This is a genomic window from Hamadaea sp. NPDC051192, assembly GCF_040682475.1.
In the GTDB taxonomy this organism is placed as follows: Bacteria; Actinomycetota; Actinomycetes; order Mycobacteriales; family Micromonosporaceae; genus Hamadaea; species Hamadaea flava.
Window position 1 is genome coordinate 14,846 of the sequence record NZ_JBFBAZ010000091.1, and the last position, 18,316, is coordinate 33,161.

Below are 18,316 nucleotides of genomic sequence, written 5' to 3' on the forward strand. Positions count from 1 at the left end.
GCATCGGCGGAACAGGCGCATCATCGGGCGCGCTCGTTGTCGCTCGTCGCGAGGTCGGCCATCGTCGCCTCGCGGTCGGCGAGGGCGGATCGATAGCGGTCGGGGAGTTCCTCGGCGAGCTTGCGGGTCAGCTCGACGGACTCGGTGATCGCGGCGAGGCCGTCGGCTGGGCGGTCGAGTGCGCCGAGGACGCGGGCGTGGATCGTGAGCGCCTCGGCCAGCGCGGCACGGTGTGCGGCCGGGGCGGCCGACAGCATCCGGCTGTGTGCGACGGCTTCCTCGGCGACCGGCAGGGCGAGTTCGGGGCGGTCGTTCGCGACAGCGATCTCGGCGGTGAGGGCGAGGCACGACGCGACGATCACGTCCGGGTCGCTGGTCGTGGCCCGCCGCGCTTCCAACGCCGTACGCGCGGCTCGGGCGGCCTCGGTGACCTGCGCGCTCCGCAGCAGTTCCCGGCCGTGGAGGTAGAGCGCGGCGTGGTACGACGGCATCGAATGACGGCGGCGGCCGTGGCGTACGTGCCAGTGGAGGGCGCGCTCGGTCGCCGCCAGCGCCTCGGATCGGTCGTCCAATTCGGACAGCGATTCGGCGAGGGCGAGCACCCCGGCCCCGTACGCGCCCCGCACGATTCCGCCGTCGTACTCTCGCGCTTTGGCGAGCGTCGCCTCGGCGGGCCGCAGGTAGACGAGGGCCTCCTCGTGGCGGCCGGCCTCTTGCAGCGCTGTGCCGAGCAGCACTTCGCAGCAGGCCAGCGCATTCCGGCGACGGCCCGCCGTCAGGTCGCGGCATTCCTCGTACGCCCGCCAGGCGAGGTCCAGGCCTTCGGCGTACTCACCGCGGGACAGCGCTCGCCAGGCGAGGGCGTACTCGGGGATCTTGGCGAGCGTCCGCCGAGTGGGAGCGAATCGGCGTATGCGGAGCACGAGGTTCGCCAGGATCGTCGCCCCGAACACGTAGACGCCGATCAGCGCGAGGTACCGCAGGAAGTCGACCCACTTGTCATCCACCGCGGCAGGGTACCTGTGCCCGACATTCGGCGGTGTCCGAAAGACCATGGGCCACGGAAGATTTTCTTGCTCTCCTTGACGAATTCGCATACAGCAATAGGGAGGCTCAAGATGCGCTCGCTGATCGCAGCCGTTGCGGCGGCGGTGTTGTGCGGCTCACTGCTGCCCACGCCGGCCGCCGCCGAACCTGGCCCGAACGCACAACAGTCGCGTGAGCTGCTGTCCAAGCGGGCCGGGTCGCCGGCCGAACTCCAGCGTCAAGTAGAACTACAGCTCAAGCTGTACCCCGGCGGCGAGCAGACCGCCGCCAACGAGGTCGCGTACGACAACGGCAAGTTCGTGATCACGTTCGCGCAGCCCGCCGACGCACCCGACGCGTCAGGTGTCGGCATCCTCGGAGCGCCGGACTGCCCGAGCGGCTGGTTCTGCTTCTACGACTACGCCAACTACGGCTACCCCCGAGGGAAGCTGAGCGACTGCGGCGCCCAGGACCTGTCGCAGTACGGCTGGAACGACCGCGCCGAGTCGCAGCACAACAACACTTACACCGGGGTCAGCTTCTTCAACCACATCGGCGCCTTCCACGGCTACTTCAGCATCTCCTCCAGCGACCAGGAGCTCGCGTTCGCCAGCTCGCTCACGGCGGCCAACTTCGACTACCCGAACATGATTGACCACGTGTCTCGCTTCTGCGGCTGATCCCGGTCCGCCGGGTACCGGGCGGGCTGCCGCGCCGCAGCCCGCCCGGACCTCCCATTCCCCGGTGGGGTCTAGGGGATCGGCGCCACCGCCGTCGGCACGTTGTACCCGCGTAGTCGCAGGTAGGGAGCTTGCCCGCCGAGGTCGGCCGTGGCGTACGCGGCCGTGATCGTGGTGGACTCGCCAGGCCACAGCGACACGTAGTTCTCGGTGTACGTGACCGGCAGGACCTCGGTTCCGCCGCTGCCCGCGATGATCTCCGGGCGGAGGAAGAACGCGAGGTTGGCCGAGCTGGTGTTGGTCAGCGTGATGCTTACTGTCTCCTGCCCGCCGCTCACCGATCGCGTCGCCGACGAGGTCACCGACGGGTTCGACGGCAGGCTGTTCAGGCCGGTCAGGTTGGCGAAGGTCTTCGTCGTGGTGGAGTACCAGTTGCTCTTCTTGCCGAGCGCGTCCGGCGTGGTCGAGTACCAGTAGAGGTTGTTGCTGACGACCGCGCCGCTGCCGTCCTTCAGTTGCAGGCGCAGGAAGTAGGTCGAGGTCAGCCCGTTCGGTGTGGGCACCGTCAGGGCCTGCGTCGACGCGTTCGCCGTCGCGGTGACCGGGGCGGTCGTGGTGGACACGGTCGCCAGGTTCGGGATCGTGTGCAGCGTCGCGGTGGCGGTCAGCCCCGCGCGGGCGGCCAGCGTCGAGTTGACCACGAAGACCTTCTTCGTCGCGTAGTCGTACGCGATGTGCACGGGCTCGTCGGCCTTCTTCGCGCCGAAGAAGCCACCGCCCGGTTTGAAGTAGTAGTCGTAGAGGTTCCAGTGCACCGAGGGCCAGGCGCTGTTGAGCATCCAGAAGATGGTCCCGAAGGACTGGCTGTACTCGTGGGAGTTCCACGCCTCGAAGAACGCCCGGGTGTTCTCGTAGTTCATCAGCTCGGCCTTGAGCGCGTAGTCGGCCGCGCTCGTCGCGGTGCCGTATCGGCGGTTGAGGCCGTCGGTGTACATGCCGATGTCCGCGAAGACGCTGCCGGCCTTGCCCGCGTGATAGTTCCAGGTCGCGCCGATCGGCCACAGCTCGCCGGCCGGGATGAACTTCTGCAGGCTCTCCAGCGGCGGCGGGGCCTCGGTGCCCTCCTCCCCCGTGGTCCCGAAGGCGCTGCCGGCCTTGGTCGTGTCCCACCAGAGCACCGGCGGCGCCCACTTGTACGGGCCGTCCATCTTCACGCCCGCGTTCGCGTTCGACCAGGTCGCGACGTTGTCCAGCGTCGGGTTCTGCCAGTGCAGGCGGGTGGCGATCGACTTGTACGCCGTCAGGTGCGCCGCGGTCGGCGGCTGGTCGCTGCCGTACGCCCAGACGAAGACGCTCGGGTGTGCGCGCAGTGATCGGAGCTGGGTCTCCAGCGACGCCTGGGCGACCTGAGTCTGCTCGGTGCTCCAGCCGGAGTCGTTCTCCCAGGCGCTGCAACAGGTGAAGCCCGGCATGATCAGTACGCCGGCCGCGTCCGCCAGGTCGTACAGCTCCTCGTTGCCGAGGGTGCCTTCGAGGCGGATCGTGTTGAGCCCCATCTCCTTGACGTAGCGGACGTGGGCCGCGTTCGTCTTGGTGTCCCAGCGCTGGAGCATGTCCCACATGTAGCCGCCGCCCCGGAACAGGATGTTCTGGCCGTTGATCCGGTAGCCGGCGAAGGCGGTCCCGTTGACCGTCGTCCGATAGTCCGTCACCTGGCGTACGCCGAAGTCGACGCTCTTGGTGTCCGAGGTGGACCCGGCGACGGCGGCGGACAGGCTGAGCTGGTAGCGCTCGGGCGAGCCGAACTGGTAGGGCCACCACAGCACGGGGTTGGCCAGGTGCAACTGCGGGTACGCCGCCGGGTCGAAGGCGATCTCCCGGCGCTCCCCCGCCGCCAGCGTCACCGTCTGGCTGACCGTCACGGTCGGCTGGCCGGGTTTGCTGATCGTCCCGGTGACAGTGGTGGTGACGGGCGCGCTCGTCGCGTTGACGGCGTCGGCGTACACCGTCAGGTCGGCGGCGTTCGTCGCGGGCAACGGCAGTACCGTCTTCACATACGGGTCGCGCAGCGCCACCGGGCCGGTGGTCTCCAGCCTGGTCTTGCCCCAAAGCCCGGCGTTCATGTCGGGCACCTCGGGATTCCAGTCGACCGTGCAGAACGACAGGTCGGCGCAGCCCGGTTTGGCCGGGGTGACCCGGATGGCCAGCGCGTTCGCCTGGCCGGGCCGGATCGTCGAGGTCACGTTGTACTCGTGGGCGGCCAGCGACCCGACCGCGTTCGCGTCGAGCTGCACCCCGTTGAGCCAGATCTGCGCCCGATAGGTGATGCCTCCGAAGCGCAGCCAGTACGCCTGGTCGGCGGCGGCCGCGGCGGCGGTGAACTCGCCCCGGTACCACCAGTCCTGCCCGGTCAGGGCCGGCACGTTCTTCAGGTTCTGGCCGACGTAGATGTTCTGGTAGACGTTGTTCGCCACGAGCCCGGCCAGCACGGTCGAGGGCAGCGTGACCGGGTTCCAGCCGGCGGTCGAGTAGCCGACCTGGGAGATCGTCGCGCCGGTGTCGGCCAGGCCGGTCGCCGAGCGCAGCGCCCAGCCAGACTTCAGCTCGGTCGAGCCGACCGTCGCGCCGTCGGCCGCCGTCGGGCCGACCGGCACCAACGCGATCAGCAGCACGGCCACGGCGAAGATTCGCAACGCGGACTTCATGAGTCTCCTCCTCACGATCCGGCGGGCCAGGTGATCTTCGGGGAGTGGTAGTAGTTCACGCCCATGACCTTCCAGCGCGGGCCTTGCGCGCCGAGGCGCCCGGCGAACCCCGTCCAGTTGTGCGTGCTCCAGGGGGACCAGCCCAGCTCGGCCAACGCGGGCAGGCGCGGGAAGGCCATGTAGTCGATGTCGGCCGCCGTGCGGATCGTCTCCGTCCACAACGGACCTTCGACGCCGAGCACGGACGCCTCGCCCACCCCGGTGAGATATGCCCCGGGATTCCAGCTGTACGCCTTGTCGACCTCGATCAGTCCGGCCCAGGTCTGGCCGAGCTTGGTCTTACGGACGTACTTCATGTCCAGGTACGCGAGGTTCGCCGGGGACATCAGCACCTTGGTGCCGTTGGCGGCCGCTGCCGCGACGTTGCTGTCGGAGCTGGTCGTACCCCAGAACTGGGCGACGGTCGACGGCAGTTCGTCGGACTTGACGATGTCGTGCCAGCCGATCGCCGTCTTGCCGTGCGCGGCGACGATGTTCTGCGCCCGGTTCATGAAGTAGGTGTAGTCGGCCGCCGGGGTCGACGCCGCCTCGTCCCCGCCGATGTGGGCGTACGGGCCGGGGGTGATCGCCGAGAGTTCCCGGATAACGTCGTCGACGAAGGTGTAGGTCAGTTCCAGCGGTACGCACAGCGAGCTGAATCCGACGCTGGTGCCCGTGTAGAGCTTGGGCGCGACGCCGTTGCAGTTGAGCTGGGCGTACGAGGCGAGTGCGGCGTTGGTGTGGCCGGGCATGTCGATCTCGGGCACCACCGTGATGTACCGGGCCGCCGCGTACGCGACGATGGCCTGGTAGTCGGCCTTCGTGTAGGAGCCGCCGGGGTCGCCGCCGACCGCCGTGCTGCCCCCGTACGCCGCCAGGTTCGGCCAGGAGTCGATGGCGATCCGCCACCCCTGGTCGTCCGACAGGTGCAGATGCAGCGTATTGATCTTGTACAGCGCGATCTGGTCGATGAGCCGCTGGACGGTCGCCACGGGGAAGAAGTGCCGCGCGACGTCGAGCATCATCCCCCGGTACGCGAACCGCGGATAGTCGACGATCGTGCCGCCCGGCACCGGCCACGGTCCCGCCTGGACGGTCGCGGCGTCGGCCTCCGGCGGCAGCAGTTGCCGCAGTGTCTGCAGGCCACGGAAGAGCCCGGCCGGTTGCAGGGCACGGATCGCGACGGCGTTGGCGGCCACGGTGAGCTGGTATCCCTCCGGGCCGACCGTCGCGGGCGCGCCGGACAGCAACAGCGAGACGCCGTCGCCGGGAGTCGAGCTGGGCGCGTCGGCCACGGGGAGGGCGTACCCGGTCGAGCGGCGCAGCTGCGTCGCCAGGATGGTCGCCACCGCTTGGGCGGCGGCCGAGCCGGGTTCGGCGTACACCGTGGTCGCCGAGGTGATCTGGTAGGTGACGCCGGCGGCGGGCACCGAGCTCACCGGGGCGGGCACCACACTGCCGAAGGAGGCAGCGGTGGCTGTCGGGACGACCGGCGACGACGGGATCGCCAGCACGATTGCGAGTACTGCGCCAAGCCTGGTCATAGATAGGTAACCTATCTAACAGATAGATCCAGCGCAAGACGTCGATGCCCCACCGAAGGGTGGAACCGTGGTCACGGGCCGAGGACGTCCTTCGACGCGCGGCCCATGATCGAGATCGCCGTACGCCGAGGCAGCCGGCTGAGAATCGCCGACGACACCTTCATCAGCGTGCCCGGCACTACCCGCGGCCGCTTGCCCAACGCTTCCAGCGCTGCCGCGACCACCTCGGCCGGAGCCACCGTCCCGGGCGCGGGCTTCGCCGTCGAGGCCGCCAACCCCGGAGTGCTGACCGCCCCGGCCACACACGCGACGGCGTCCACACCCGACGTACGCAGCTCGGCCCACAGCCCCTCGGCGAACACCGCGCCGAACGCCTTCGTTCCGGCGTACAAGCTGAGATTGGGCGAACCCTGCGCCCCCGCGAGCGAGGACATGACGACGAATCCGCCGCGACCGCGGTCTTGCATCGCAGGCAGGAAGTGCCGCGCGAGCAGCATGGGCGCGCGGACGTTGAGGTCGATCGCGCGGGTGAGCTCGGCGGGGTCGCTCGTGGTGAACGGGCCGATCGGCGACAGCGCCGCGTTCGCGACGAGCAGGCCGATCTCCAGGCCGGACACCGTGGCGAGGACGGTCTCGATCCCCTCCGGTGTGGCCAGGTCGGCGGCGACCTCGATCTTCGGCCCGGGCAGGTCGAGCGCGGGATGCCGGGCGACCAGCACGACCCCCAGCCCACGCGCCGACAACTCCCGGGCGAATGCCGCCCCGATGCCCTGCGACGCGCCCGCCACCAGCGCCCACGGCCCGTATCTCTCGGCGAACGTCACCACGGCTCCTTCCGCATCCGGATGATCATCGCGACCGGCATGAGCAGCCACGGCAGGTTCACCGCGAGCACGAACCCGAAGTCCGGCGTCGCGTGCGGACCGTAGCGCTCCTCCATCAGGATGATCAGCACGTTCGACAGCATCATGCCGGACCAGACCAGCGCGGGCACGCGGATCCAGGTACGGCGGCGGACGAAAGCGTAGACGGCGGCGAGGTAGAACGGCCCGAACAGCAGCACGTCGATCCAGATCGTCGCCTTCCACCACGGCGGACGGGCCATCAGCAGCGGATCGTAGGTGTCGCCGTACCAGTGGATCAGGTCGAGCAGCGGCGCCGGGGGCCACAGCGGCTGGGTGAAGTGCGCCGGGTCGGCGATCATGAGCTGCTCGATGTCCACGATGTAGGTCACGAAGCACAGGTTGATCACGAAGAAGACCACGAACAGCAGGTCCACCGGGCGCCGTCGGAGGGGCATGCCGCCACTGTAGGCCGTCCTGCCGCTACGCTCAGCCCTGTGAGCTGGCTCGACGCCGTCGGCTGGATCGGTTCGGCGTTGCTGGTCTGGTCCCTGCTGCAATCCCGCATCCTCCGCCTGCGCGCCATCAACCTGGTGGGCTGCGTCGTCCTGATCGGCTTCAACTGGGCGCTCGGCGTATGGCCGATGGTCGGCCTCAACACCGCGCTCGCGGTGATCAACATCTACTTCCTCGTCAAGCTGCTGCGGACCCGGCACTCCGACGAGGTCTACTCGGTGGTCCAGGTCTCGACGGACGACGACTACCTCGCGCACGTCCTGACCGTCCACGGCGCGGACATCGCCCGCTTCAACCCCGGGTTCCAGCTCCCCGGCTCCCGTGCGGCATTCCTAGTGGTACGCGGAGACGAAACCGTCGGCGTAGTACTCCTACACGACGGCGGAAACGGCGTCGCCGTGGTCGACCTCGACTACGTCACGCCGAGATACCGCGACTTCACCCCGGGCGAATTCGTCTACCGGCAAAGCCACATGTTCACCGATCGGGGCTTCCACACGGTGGTTGTTCCGGCTCGGCCGGCGCTTTCGGGGTACTTCACTCGGCTGGGGTTCACGCGCGTCGGCGACACCTACTCGCTCACCCTCCCCCCTCCTTCCTGACCCGGGTTCGCTGCCCGGCCATGATCAGCGGAAGTCTGGTGGGGTCATGACCCCACTTTTACTCCGTTGATCATGGCAGCAATACGCGGAAGCCCACTGACGAACGAAGGGCGCGGCGGTGGGCGTACCCGTTAATGGAGGGTGACCGCCCACGCGCGCGTGATCGTCTGGTCGAGCCGGTTGCCCGCCTGGTCCGTGATCGAGACCTGGACCGACGTGTAGCCCTCGACGGCCGGCACGAGCAGCGTGACCGTGCCGTCGGCCGCGCGGCGGCCGGTGAGCGGGTGCCAGGTGTGGCCGTCGTCGGAGGAGATCGCGACGCGGACGTCGAGCCGGCCGCGGAGCGTGACCCCGGGCTGGTAGCCGGGCCGGATCACGAGCGGGTACGCGTGCCGCGCGTGGACCGTGTTGCGCAGGTCGGTGCCGACCGAGTACGCCGCCTGCAGCAAGGGAAGCACGGCGATCCCGTCGGGGCGACCGGAGCGGAACGTCCACTTGCTACTGGTGGCCGTCGACGTGGTCCACCACGGCTGGTCGCGCTGGACGTCGAGCCCCAGCTCATAGGCGGCCACCGCGGATGGCACCGTGACCTGCGCGTTCGCCGCGCTCGTGGACAGTAGCGGGACGCCGTCGCGCTTCAGCGTGAGCAGTGCACTGTCGGTACCTTCGAGCCAGCCGTACTGGTCGCCGGAGCCGTTCACCCACTGCGGCATCGCGATCCGCAGCGCGTCGTGCGAGCGGTTGGCCGGCGCGCCGAACGCGTACTCCGCGGCGACGGCGGGCATGGCCGGGCGGGACACCGCGCCGAACCAGTCCTCCGCCGTACGCTCCCCGGCCCGATAGGTGCGAGCCAGCCCGGTGACCGTGCCCTGGGCGTACCAGCTGGAGATGTCGGCCGACGCCTCGTGCCGCCAGGTGACCTGGGCGTCCCGGGAGCCGACGGTCAGGTGATCGACGCGCTCGGACGGCGTCGGCACCACCCGGAACGCCGAGTACGCCGCCAGCGCCGTGGGCGTGATCGCGTAGCGGCCCTCACTCGCCTGACTCTCCCGTACGCCGTGGAAGGAGCTGCGTACGGTGGCCATCGGGAGACGGCGCGTGTCGTAGGTCAGGTTCGCCGGGATGCGCCCCCGTTCCGGGAGCAGCACCTGATACGAGTACGGGCTCACCGGCGTACCGGTGACGCGGATCGTCCGGCCGAGCCGCGCGACGTCCTCCTCCTGCAGGGCGTAGGCCGGAACCGTCGAGCCTTCAGTGAACGGCTCGTAGTAGGACGCGTCGCCGGAGTGCAGCAGCACCAACGCCGCCCCGGCCCGTTCCGCCGCGCTGAGATCGACGGGCTCACCCATGGGCGCCTTCACCAGCAGCGCCTTTCCGCGCGCCTGCGCCACGTCGGAGGTGATCGCCAGCGTGCGGGAGCCGTCGAGCGTCGGCGTATTGGGAACCGGGGCGGGAGTCACCTCCTTCTTCCGCGTGGCGAGGGTCAGCGGCGGTTCGCCGAGCTTCTGCGTGGCGAGGGTCAGCGGCGGTTCGCCCAGCTCGAAATGCGTGGTGAACTCGAACGTCCCGCTGGTCACCCGAGCGGTCGGGGTCGCCGAGAACTTCGTGGTGATCCGGGGGTTCAGCCCGAACCCGGTGATGATCGACTTGTCCCCGATGACGCGCTGCCAGGCCACCGTCGCGTCGCGTACCTGGGCGTTCTCGGGGGTCTGGACGGTGATCGGGACCGCCTGCCGGGCGTCGAAGCTCAGCGTGGTGTCCTTCGTGACGGTCAGCTCCGGCCGGCCCAGCACGGTCAGCTCGCGCGGCCAGTCGCCGTCGTCCACGGTGAAGGCGAACACCATCAGCGCGTACCGGCCCGGCGGCACGTCCAGCGTCGCGGGCTCCGCGCCGAGGATGCCGCGCATCAGGTCACCCGTGTCGAGGTTCCACAGCTGCGCCTGGCTGAACGCGCCGACCGGCTTGCCGTTGCGCCCGACCGCGCTCACCGTCAGCTTGTGGGTGGGTCCGGCCACTTCGAATCCCACTGGTACGCGTAGAGCAGTGCCACTGGTCCGGGCGACGAGCTGTCCGGTGTAGACGCCGCCCGCCGTGTGATCCGGGTCGAGCCGCAGAGTTGCCGTGGCGGTGCTGTTCGGCGCGATCGTCAGCCGTGCGGGGCTGACGCTGAGGGCGGCCGACTTGGCACCGTCGGCGGTCGCACTCGCGGTCAGGTCGAGGGTGATCGGGTGGCTGGACGTGTTGCGGTAGCTCACCGTGCTGGTCCGAGGCGAGCGGGCCGAGCCGGTCCAGTCGACGTGCCCGAGGACGATCGAACCGGTGCTGACCACGATCGGCTGGCTGATCGCGGCCGCCACGTCGATCCGGCCCGTCCCCATCGCGATCGCCGGACCGGCAAGCGGCTGCGCGGTGTTCACCAACGCCGCCTTGAGCTGGGCGGCCCGCCAGTCCGGATGCTGCTGCGCCAGCAGCGCCGCGGCGCCCGCCACGTGCGGCGTGGCCATCGACGTCCCGGACAGCGAGGTGTACTTGTCGTCGATCAGTTCACCAGCCGAGGTCCCGGCCGCCCGAGCCGCGATGATGCCGACGCCGGGCGCGGTGACCTCGGGCTTCACGGCGGCGTCGCCAGTCCGGGGACCGCGACCGGAGAACGAGGCGAGCTGTCCGGCCTTGTCGACCGCGCCGACCGTGAGCGCCTGCGCGGCCGCGCCCGGAGCCTGGACGGACGCGACGCCCGGACCGGCGTTCCCGGCCGCCACCACGAAGAGCGTGCCGGACTTCGCGGTGAGACTGTCGACCGCCTCGCTGACCGGGTCCGTGCCGTCGCTCTCCCCGGCGCCGAGGCTCAGGTTCACGACCCGAGCGCCTTGGGCGACGGCCCATTCCATCCCCGCGATGACCCAGGAGAGGTCACCTGAGCCGCTACCGTCGAGGACCCGCCCGACGATCAGCCGGGTTTCCGGCGCGACCCCGTTGAGGTGGCCTCCGGGAGTGCGGGCGCTGCCGCCGACCGTCGCCGCGACGTGGGTGCCGTGGCCGTTGGTGTCCACCGCGGATCCCTCGCCGGTGAAGTCCTTCGAGGTCGCCACCCGGCCCGCCAGGTCCGGATGCGTCGGGTCGTACCCCGTGTCGAGGACGGCGACGGTCACCCCCTTCCCGGTGTATCCGGCGGCCCACGCCTGCGGCGCGCCGACCTGCGGGACGCTGTCGGCGAGCGCTGCGCGTACCTTCCGGTCGAGGAAGACCCGGCCGACGTCGCCGGACCGCGTCAGCGTCCCGGGTTGGGCAAACCGAGCGGTCAGACCACGCCAGAACTCGCGGGCCTGCGCCTTGTCCTCGGTGACGGCGGCGGCGTTGATGCTCGGCAGGAGAGCCCGGCGGGCGGCGCCTGGCGGATTGGCCGGCACGGCCGGCGTCACGCCCGCCGGGGGCTTCGTTTCGCCCATTGGGGGCATCAGGATCAGCGGCAGCGACGATCGGGACCGGTCGTCGTAGCCAGCCGCGATCAACTGCGTGACGTTGAAGAGCTGCTCGTCCAGCCGACCCGCCTGCACATGCGGCAAGGCGTCGACCGGGACGACGTAGGTGTCGCCGTCGCGGGTGGTGAGCTGGTAGCCCTTGCCCTCGGACTCCACCCCCACCACAGGTCTGCCCTGGACGGTCGACAGGCGTACGCGGTCGCCCGTGATCAGCGTGACGATCTTCGTCTGCTGTGGACCCGCCGCTGCGCTTCCTGCGGCGGTGGCGCTTCCCGCAGTGCTCTGGCCGGCGGCTGCGGCCGCGCTCGGCCAGCCGAGAGATGCCGCCGCGACGGCGATTGCGACTACAGCGCGTAGTGACCTCACGACGGCGCTCCTCCCCAGGCTGCGATAACGGAACGTGAGTGTTACACCTCGTAATCGCCGGGGAAAGATCATTCAGCGGCGCAACCGCGCCGTGGCGCAACTGCGCCACCGCCCTTCCGGGAACCCTCCTCCCCCCTCCCGCGTCTCACCCCCCGTCCCTTCCCGTTGATCATGGAGTTAACTGAGGTCTCGACGGTGTGTCGGCACTGGATACCCCATGATCAACGGCCCGGCCGCGACGAAGGAGGTCGCATGCTGGAACCCGCTGGGCTCACCGCCGCCGAGGAGTCGGCGTACCTCGCGTTGCTGCGCCAGGGCAGCGCCACGCTGGACCAGCTCGCGGCCCGAGCCGGTCGCACGACGGCACAGATCACCCGGGCCGTCACCGGCCTGCACCGCAAAGGCTTGGTCCACCGGACTCCCCCACCACACGGGCTCGTCGTCCCGGTGCCGCCGGACGAGGCGATCGACCAGCTCATCCAGCGGCAGCACGCCGAACTCGACCGCACTCGGGAGGCGGCCCAGCAACTCGCCGCGCAGACCCGCGAGGCCACCGCGTCCAAGAGCACCGCCGAGCTGATCGAGATCGTGCAAGGGCGTACGCGGGTGCAGCGCGCCTTCGAACGGGTGCAGGCCCAGGCGCGTACGCAGATGCGGGTGCTCGTGACACCCCCGTACGCCGCGACGAGCCAGGTCAACGACGTCCAGCTGGCCCGCGGACCCGACGTGGTCTACCGGGCGGTGTACACGGTGGAGGCGTTGTCCGAACCCGGATTCCTGGCCGCCATCGGCGACCACGTACGCGTCGGCGAGCAAGCCCGGCTGGCCCCGGCGGTGCCGACGAAACTGGCCATCGCCGACCACTCGCTGGCCCTGTTGCCGCTCGTGTGGACCGACGCCGCCCAGGACTCGGCCGTCCTCGTGCATCCATGCGCACTGCTGGACGCGCTCGTCGCCCTCTTCGAGACGGTATGGGCGGCGGCGAGCCCGCTGGCGCTCACCGGCACCGGCGAAGTGACGCCACTCGGTGAACTGACCGCCGAAGATCGCCGCCTGCTCTCGCTGCTGATCGCCGGGATGACCGACGACGCCGCCGGAGCGCGGCTGGGCCTGAGCCGGCGCACGGTCGTACGCCGAGTGCAGCACCTGATGGCGGTGGCCGGGGCACAGTCACGACTCCAGTTGGGCTGGCGCGCACGGGAACTCGGCTGGCTCACGCCCGACGCTTAGGCGCTCGCGCCGGTGACCCCGGTGGCCCCGCGCCGCCCCGCGCCAAGCCGGTGGCCCCGCGCCGCCCGCCCCGCGCCGCCCGCCCGCCGCTCGCCGCTAGCCGCCCGGCCGGCGCCGCGCCGGTGGCCCCGCGCCGGCGGCGGCCAGCGGCGAGGGGAAAGTTGATCTAGGCGAGAAGATGTCGCCCTGACAACCGAAACTCGCCAAGATCAACTCGACGCACCGGTGAAGGCCGCGACATCCCGGATATCGCGGCAACGCACCCGGCAACGCACCCGGCAACGCACCCGGCAACGCACCCGGCAAGGCACGCGGCAGCGCACGCGGCGACGCACCGGGCGACGCACCCGGCAACGCCGAGGAACAGCGGAAGGGGCGCGTTAGATGAGCCCCTGGCGAGCAGCAGCGAGCCCGGCCTGAAATCGCGTACGCGCCCCAAGCCGATCCATCAGCTCACTGGTCCGCCGATGCACCGTACGCACGCTGATCCCGAGCTGCCGCGCCACGGCTTCGTCCTTGAGCCCGGCGGCCAGCAGCATCAGCAGTTCCCCCTCCGGAGTCGACGAGCCGGTGGCGGCCGAGTCGAAGACGGGCACCGCGACGTTCCAGAGCAGGTCGAACAGCCGGATGAGCGCGTCGAGCAATGTGGACGCGTACACCACGAGGGCGCTGTCGACCATGGCGTCCCGGTCGGCGGTGAACGGCAGGATCGCGGCGGATCGGTCGGAGATGGCGAGTTTCAGCGGAACGTCGTCGCAGACGCGCGCCTCCTCGCCGGCGTCGACGGCCGCGCGGATCAACCGCAGTGCGCCGGGCAGTTCCAAGGCCTCCGGCGCGTAGATGCCGCGGAGGCGTACGCCTCGGCTCAGCAGGTCGTTCTCGCCCGGGTTCGGTTCGCTCGGGTTCTGGGCGTACGGGGGCCGGTCGAGGACTAGCAGTTCGCGCCGGGTGGACTGTTGCAGCTGCTGGAATCGGGTGGCCACCGCCTCCCGGCCGAACACGATCTCCAGTTCTTCCTCGGGCCGGTGCCGCCGGTCGGCGGGCAGGTCGGCCAGCAGCAGCTCCGCGGCTTGTCGCGTCGCGGCCAGCTCCTGCTGCCGGCGCGCGATCAGCGCCTCCACCGCCGTGTCCGGCCGTGCCGCCACGTACCGGATCGGCCGCCCGGCCAATCGGCTCACCAAACCGCACTCCGCCAGGCGATGCAGCGATTGGCGGACCGCCCGCGCGCCCCGCCCCGCTCGTTCGGTCAGCTCGGTCGGCGTGAGCCCACGCTCCCGCAGCAGCACCCGATAGAGCGCCTCGTCCTCTTCCAGAACCCCCAGGGCCTCCAGCATCGCGTACCTCCCACTGTGGCCTGTTGCCGCCACGGCAGGATCCTGCCACCGGTTCGCCTTTACGCGCCAGGCCCAGACCGGATATCAAGATCCAGTGGTACGCAGAAAGAACGCAATCCTCTCGGGCGCGGTTGGCGCCCTCATCCTGATGAGCACCGTCGTCGGCGGTTCTCCGGCGCAGGCTGCGCCCACCTGGACGCCGCCGAAGTGCGGGCAGGTGACCGGTGGCGACGGCGCGCTCACCTACACCTGGAACGACGGTCGCCACCTGACTCAGACGGCGACGGCGTTGCGTCCGCTCTCCGTGGTGTCCGACATCGAGGCGCTGGCGGCGCCGAACACGCTGCTGGCGGTGGACGACTTCGGCAAGCTGTCGCAGAGCCTGGACGCGGGCTGCAGCTGGACGCCGTTCGCCACGCTCGCGGGCCAGCCCCCGTACGCCATCACCGCCGCGGGCGGAGCGAGCGCGTACGTCTGGTCGCGCGCGAACGACGAACTGCTCTACCGCGTCGACGGGACCACCGTGACCGAGCTGCCCCGGATTCCGGTGGCCGACGTGGGCAACCTGCTCGCGCTGGCCGTCGACGGTACGCATCTGCGCGCGGTGACCTCCACCGGCGTGGTGCTGGACTCCGTGGACGGTGGCCAGTCCTTCCAGCGTCGCGGGGTGACCCCGCAGCCGGTGCTCGGCTGGTGGATCTGGGGCTACGAAGGCTCGATCGGCCGGAACCTCGACCACATCGTGCTCGGCACCAGCACCGACGGCGTGTACACCACCTTCGACGGCGGGCTCACCTGGACTTCGTCCAGGCTGTCGGCCGAGCCGAAGCACCGGATCAACGTGTTCAGCGTGGCGGTCTCTCCCGCCGACGAGAACGTGGTCTGGGCCGAAGGACTCGACACGACCGAGCTGGACGCGGGCGGCACCCGCGCCCAGGGCCGCCACCTCTGGCGGTCGACCGACGGCGGCCGGACGTTCGCCGTCGCGGTGGATCACGACCCCGACACGGTGACGCTGACGAACGGGGTGCCGCTGGCGCCGCATCCGACCGATCCGGACGTCGTGTATTTCGAGTTCGGCACGTGGTTCGCCAATTACGGCACCGACCTGTTCGCGTACGACGCGGGCACCGGGCGGTTGACCGTCGGGCACAACGGCCACGACGGCATCAACGCCATCGCCTTCAACCCCGCCTTCCCCCAGGTGCTCTATCTGGGGCTGACCGAGGTCCGCTGACCTCCGCCATGGCGGCGGCCTCATGGCCCGGCCGGGTGCTCCTCGTCGAGCGCCCGGCCGGGCTTTCTCAAGCGGCCGGCGGATCGACGTACGCGACCTCTTCGCGGACGATCCGCCCAGCGCTGACCGTGTAGAGCGTCAGCTTGCGAGCGGTCCGGCGTACGCCGCTGGGTCGATGGGTCTGGTCGAAGGTGAACTTGACCGCGAACTGTCCGTCGCCGAGCAGCGGCCCGTCTGCCGTCACCTCGTGGATGTCGTAGTCGGCGGTGAGCCGGTGGGCGTTGGCCATGATGGCTTCCAGGCCGACGGTCTCCGCTACCCCTTCCAAGGGGGCGACCCGAACCATCGTCGGCGACAGCAGGGGCGTGGCCTCAGCCAACGCGCCTCGACGGAGCGCCGCGACGTACGCCTCGGCGACGTCGCGGGTCGAGCGGAAGTCGGCGGCGTGATCGGCGGCCCAGTCGGCGAACGTCCGGGCGGGACGCCCGGTGAGCTGCTCCACCGTGTCGACCACCGGTTCGGGTGCGGTGACGATCGACGCCCAGTGCGCCAGGGCCTTGTCGACGAACGCCTCGTCACCCCAGTTCGCCACCATCTGGGCGCGGGCCTCGGCCGGCGGCTGCTCGTCGAATCGCAGCGGGCGGCCGATCGTCTCGCCGATGATGCGTACCTGGTCGGCCTGGCTCACCGTGGCCGGCCCGGTCAGCACGTGACTCCGGCCGGCGTGGCCGTCCCCGGTCAGCACCGCGACGGCGGCGGCAGCGATGTCCGCCTCGTGGATCAGCGACCGCTGTGCCCCGCCGTACGGCGCCCGGACCACGTCGCCGGAGCGGATCTGCTGCGCCCAGCCCAGGGTGTTCGTCGCGAACCCGCCGGCTCGGAGGAACGTCCACTCGACGCCGGATCGGCGGATCAGGTCCTCGATCTCGCCCCAGACGCCGTTCTCCTGCGGGCTCACGTCGTCGCGGACGGAGAAGGCCGACAGGTAGACCACCCGGCGGGCGTACTTGGCGATCGTCTCGATCGCGGGCGCGGCCCCATCTGCCGAGTGGAACGGCCAGAGCAGGAAGACCGAGTCCACGCCGTCGAGCGCGGTACGCAGTGATTCGGTGTCGGTGAGGTCGCCGGCGACGACCTGCACACCGTCGGGAAGCCCGGCCGATTCAGGGTGGCGGGTCAGCGCCCGGACGGGCAGGCCGGAGCCGGCCAGCGAAGTGGTCACGTGACGGCCGACGTTGCCCGTCGCGCCGATGATGAGTGTCGTCATGCGTTCAGCTTTGAACCTCAACCAAGGTTGAGATCAAACTTTTCGCCTGTCAGCGTACGCGGGAATTTTCACGTGATTGCGGTTAACGCGGACGGCGCAGTCTACTAACGCCCATGAATAGATGGAAAAGTCTGATAGGCGTGACGCTGTTGACCGCCGGCGTCCTCACCGCGCCGCCCGCCGCGCTGGCCGCACCGGTGACGAGCGCGGTGTTCAACGACCCGACCGTCACCACGGCCGAGAAGACGCAGCTACAGAACAAGATCGTCGAGTTGATCGGCACCGCTCCGACCGGGTCGCGGATCCGGATGGCGATGTACTACGCCGACGACGCGACGATCCCGAACGCCCTGATCGCGGCACACCAGCGCGGGGTGAACGTTCAGGTCGTCTTCGACGGGCGGGAGACCGCCGAGACGCTGTGGCCCTCGTTGACCGCCGAGCTGGGCACGTCACTGAGCGCGGCGAGCTGGGCGCTGGCCTGCCCGGCCGGGCGCGGCTGCATCGGCAGTCGCGTACTGGGGAACGTGGACTCCATCAACCACAACAAGTTCTTCCTCTTCTCCAGCACCGGTGGGGCGTCGAACGTCGTCGTGCAGTCGTCGGCGAACCTCCACAACGGACGTGACGGGCTGGGCGGCTGGAACAACGCGCTGATCCTGGTCGGCAACACCGCGGCGTACAACTACTACAGCGCGTACTTCGACGACCTGAAGGGGCGGGTCGTCAACAACAACTACTACGACACGCGTACGCCGCTCCAGGCGGGCAATTCCAAGATCTTCTTCTATCCGCGTCAGGAGCAGTCGGGGACGAGTCCCTACCAGAATCCGGCCGAGGACACGATCTACACAATCCTGTCCAACGTGGATTGTTTCGGGAACTCCGTCGTCGGTACGCAGGACGGCACCCACCGGACCATCATCCGGGTCGCCATGAGCATGTTCTCCCGGGACTACCTGGCGAAGAAGCTCTGGGACCTGGACGCGGCGGGCTGCTACGTCGAGGTCGTGGAGACCTATCACCCGGGCTCCGACCTGGAGGTCAGCGCGATGAAGAAGCTGCTGGCCACGGCGGGCGGCTATCACGGGCCGGCGGTCAAGTACTACTGCGACACCGACTCGATCTGGATCCACTCGAAGTACTTCGAGGTCGAGGGCGTCTACTACGGCAAGGCCGACCGCAAGATCGTGTGGACGGGCAGCCACAACTGGACCACGAACTCCCTGCGGCAGGCCGACGAGGCCATCCTGCAGCTGGAGGACGCCACGGTGTTCGACGCGTACACGGCGAACTTCCGGCAGATCCGGGACAGCGCGACGATCCGCTCCGTCGCCAACGGCGGCGCAGCCAGCTGCTTCAGGTGCTGCCCCGCGAAGCCCGAGTGCCCACGGCCTGATCAGCCGTTGGCGTAGAGGCAGAACGGGTGACCGTCCGGGTCGAGCATGA

At 70.0% G+C, this 18,316-nt stretch carries 12 protein-coding genes and 2 pseudogenes; 5 read left to right on the plus strand and 9 right to left on the minus strand.

The window, feature by feature from the left end; translation table 11 throughout:
- Window positions 1–20: 20 nt before the first annotated feature.
- Entirely contained in the window at window positions 21–1,007 is a 987-nt protein-coding gene (locus AB0M47_RS29435) for a hypothetical protein (RefSeq protein WP_363419749.1), read from the minus strand.
- A gap of 111 nt (window positions 1,008–1,118) precedes the next feature.
- Between AB0M47_RS29435 and AB0M47_RS29440 the strand changes: the two genes are divergently transcribed.
- Entirely contained in the window at window positions 1,119–1,706 is a 588-nt protein-coding gene (locus tag AB0M47_RS29440; protein WP_363419751.1) for a peptidase inhibitor family I36 protein, read from the plus strand.
- A gap of 71 nt (window positions 1,707–1,777) precedes the next feature.
- Here AB0M47_RS29440 and AB0M47_RS29445 read toward each other — a convergent pair whose 3' ends face one another.
- The 4 genes from AB0M47_RS29445 to AB0M47_RS29460 form a co-directional block, all read right to left on the minus strand.
- A complete protein-coding gene (locus AB0M47_RS29445) occupies window positions 1,778–4,411 on the minus strand; it encodes a hypothetical protein (protein WP_363419753.1) in 2,634 nt (877 codons plus the stop codon).
- Window positions 4,412–4,422: 11 nt separating this feature from the next.
- The gene (locus tag AB0M47_RS29450; protein ID WP_363419755.1) at window positions 4,423–5,994 is read right to left on the minus strand and encodes a beta-N-acetylhexosaminidase; all 1,572 of its coding nucleotides are present in this window, start codon (window positions 5,992–5,994) and stop codon (window positions 4,423–4,425) included.
- Between the two features lie 71 nt (window positions 5,995–6,065).
- Complete coding sequence (locus tag AB0M47_RS29455) at window positions 6,066–6,818, minus strand: SDR family NAD(P)-dependent oxidoreductase (protein WP_363419756.1); 753 nt, start codon at window positions 6,816–6,818, stop codon at window positions 6,066–6,068.
- The gene (locus AB0M47_RS29460; protein WP_363419758.1) at window positions 6,815–7,294 is read right to left on the minus strand and encodes an emopamil-binding family protein; all 480 of its coding nucleotides are present in this window, start codon (window positions 7,292–7,294) and stop codon (window positions 6,815–6,817) included. The genes AB0M47_RS29455 and AB0M47_RS29460 overlap by 4 nt, the downstream gene beginning before the upstream one ends.
- A 39-nt stretch (window positions 7,295–7,333) precedes the next feature.
- On the opposite strand from AB0M47_RS29460, the gene AB0M47_RS29465 reads away from it, so the two are divergent.
- The gene (locus AB0M47_RS29465) at window positions 7,334–7,954 is read left to right on the plus strand and encodes a hypothetical protein (RefSeq protein WP_363419760.1); all 621 of its coding nucleotides are present in this window, start codon (window positions 7,334–7,336) and stop codon (window positions 7,952–7,954) included.
- Between the two features lie 131 nt (window positions 7,955–8,085).
- Here the strand turns inward: AB0M47_RS29465 and AB0M47_RS29470 are convergent, their stop codons facing one another.
- Window positions 8,086–11,799, minus strand: coding sequence for a S8 family serine peptidase (locus tag AB0M47_RS29470; RefSeq protein ID WP_363419762.1), 3,714 nt, complete (start codon window positions 11,797–11,799; stop codon window positions 8,086–8,088).
- 252 nt (window positions 11,800–12,051) lie between these two features.
- On the opposite strand from AB0M47_RS29470, the gene AB0M47_RS29475 reads away from it, so the two are divergent.
- On the plus strand, window positions 12,052–13,029 hold the full coding sequence (locus tag AB0M47_RS29475) for a helix-turn-helix domain-containing protein (protein ID WP_363419764.1): 978 nt from the start codon (window positions 12,052–12,054) through the stop codon (window positions 13,027–13,029).
- Window positions 13,030–13,409: 380 nt separating this feature from the next.
- Here the strand turns inward: AB0M47_RS29475 and AB0M47_RS29480 are convergent, their stop codons facing one another.
- The gene (locus AB0M47_RS29480) at window positions 13,410–14,363 is read right to left on the minus strand and encodes a helix-turn-helix domain-containing protein (RefSeq protein WP_363419766.1); all 954 of its coding nucleotides are present in this window, start codon (window positions 14,361–14,363) and stop codon (window positions 13,410–13,412) included.
- A gap of 148 nt (window positions 14,364–14,511) precedes the next feature.
- Between AB0M47_RS29480 and AB0M47_RS29485 the strand changes: the two genes are divergently transcribed.
- Window positions 14,512–15,600 (plus strand): hypothetical protein, encoded by a 1,089-nt coding sequence (locus AB0M47_RS29485; protein WP_363419768.1) that lies wholly within the window; start codon window positions 14,512–14,514, stop codon window positions 15,598–15,600.
- A 67-nt stretch (window positions 15,601–15,667) separates the two neighbouring features.
- Here the strand turns inward: AB0M47_RS29485 and AB0M47_RS29490 are convergent.
- Window positions 15,668–16,003: pseudogene (locus tag AB0M47_RS29490) on the minus strand (nuclear transport factor 2 family protein); the annotation flags it as partial.
- A gap of 30 nt (window positions 16,004–16,033) precedes the next feature.
- Window positions 16,034–16,867, minus strand: a pseudogene (locus AB0M47_RS29495) (NAD(P)H-binding protein); the annotation flags it as partial.
- A 140-nt stretch (window positions 16,868–17,007) separates the two neighbouring features.
- Between AB0M47_RS29495 and AB0M47_RS29500 the strand changes: the two are divergent.
- Window positions 17,008–18,282 carry a phospholipase D-like domain-containing protein gene (locus AB0M47_RS29500; RefSeq protein ID WP_363419770.1) on the plus strand — a complete coding sequence of 425 codons (1,275 nt, stop codon included), beginning with the start codon at window positions 17,008–17,010 and terminating at the stop codon, window positions 18,280–18,282.
- Window positions 18,283–18,316: the final 34 nt, after the last annotated feature.

Bases quoted from the DNA above. Each gene is read 5' to 3' on its own strand.
- AB0M47_RS29475 (WP_363419764.1), top strand. From the start codon at position 12,052: ATGCTGGAACCCGCTGGGCTCACCGCCGCCGAGGAGTCGGCGTACCTC.
- AB0M47_RS29480 (WP_363419766.1), bottom strand. From the start codon at position 14,363: ATGCTGGAGGCCCTGGGGGTTCTGGAAGAGGACGAGGCGCTCTATCGG.
- AB0M47_RS29440 (WP_363419751.1), top strand. From the start codon at position 1,119: ATGCGCTCGCTGATCGCAGCCGTTGCGGCGGCGGTGTTGTGCGGCTCA.
- AB0M47_RS29485 (WP_363419768.1), top strand. From the start codon at position 14,512: ATGAGCACCGTCGTCGGCGGTTCTCCGGCGCAGGCTGCGCCCACCTGG.
- AB0M47_RS29460 (WP_363419758.1), bottom strand. From the start codon at position 7,294: ATGCCCCTCCGACGGCGCCCGGTGGACCTGCTGTTCGTGGTCTTCTTC.
- AB0M47_RS29450 (WP_363419755.1), bottom strand. From the start codon at position 5,994: ATGACCAGGCTTGGCGCAGTACTCGCAATCGTGCTGGCGATCCCGTCG.
- AB0M47_RS29445 (WP_363419753.1), bottom strand. From the start codon at position 4,411: ATGAAGTCCGCGTTGCGAATCTTCGCCGTGGCCGTGCTGCTGATCGCG.